We start from the raw sequence: 1118 nt of genomic DNA on the forward strand, positions 1-1118 counted from the left end.
GTATAGAGTGTACCTTTAACCATCTGTAAGGAAACGATAGTTACACGTTTCTTTGATTCTACTTCATTCCCCATTGTGAAGACCTTTTTTCTATTACTTTTTATGATTTTCTACTTATGGTCTAATTCTTTTCCTTAGTATTCGTCTGGTAATAACATGGGCTGGTGTGTCTGGTCATCAATTATCCATAATTTCTTTACTTGGAAACTTGTTAATTCCTTTGTTACTCGGCATTCGTAATAGTTGATAAAGAGCAGTTCTTCTTGTCGATAAGTGATGTTGATGATCTTGCGTTGATCATCTCGATTGAATTCAAAGATTCGTAAGGTAATCCAATTGAATATCTGATTACTTCACCTTCTCGTCAATCAAATATCAGCAGCTTAACCGAATTTCTTTCGGAACTTGTCCGTTTACTCCTTTCATGATGTAACGATTTTCTTGTATATCGAACATTGGCTATTTCTCCTTTGAACATAAAAATAGCCCAATCATCGATTAAGATGATTGAGCTTCATGGTAATAATATATACTTGTAAATTCAAAGTGCTGTCCGTAAAGTACTACATCAAAGTATAGTCATTCATTTTAGTCAATGCGACTTATGTCTAGTGTACACGTTCAAAACTCACAAGTGAAAAAGCGAACAGAAAAATGAGCATTTATTCTGTCAATTAAATATTGCTTATAGAAACTAAGTGAACTTCAATCAAAAGAGATGCCCATTAAAATTTAGACGTCTTTCTTAAGTAATCAAAAAATAGACTAGTCAATACTTTCCCCATTGGAAGCAATTACCTTCTTGTACCAATAGAAAGAGTCTTTACGATAACGATCGTAAGTTCCCTTTCCATAGTCATCTGCATCCACATAGATGAATCCATAACGCTTAGTCATATCAGCAAAACTTGCAGAACAGATATCAATACAGCCCCATGTTGTATAGCCGAGCAATTCAACTCCATCGTCTAAAGCTTTATCCATTGCTTTGACGTGCTCACGTAGATAATTGATACGATAATCATCATGGACAGTCCCATCAGTTTCTAGAGTATCTACTGCACCCAACCCATTTTCAACAATAAACATTGGCAATCTATATTTATCATATATCTTAT

General features: G+C 34.3%; 2 protein-coding genes. Both read right to left on the reverse strand.

Translation table 11 applies throughout. The annotated features are described in order from the left end of the window. Positions 1 to 134: 134 nt before the first annotated feature. Positions 135 to 344, reverse strand: a complete 210-nt coding sequence (locus tag A5875_RS24135; RefSeq protein WP_141108335.1) for a DUF960 family protein — start codon at positions 342 to 344, stop codon at positions 135 to 137. Positions 345 to 765: 421 nt separating this feature from the next. After that, the coding region (locus A5875_RS23600; protein ID WP_176244638.1) for a family 1 glycosylhydrolase at positions 766 to 1118 on the reverse strand (353 nt) is incomplete at its 5' end.

Origin of the sequence: Enterococcus sp. 3H8_DIV0648 (assembly GCF_002140655.1) — a bacterium.
GTDB classification, from domain to species: Bacteria; Bacillota; Bacilli; order Lactobacillales; family Enterococcaceae; genus Enterococcus_A; species Enterococcus_A hulanensis.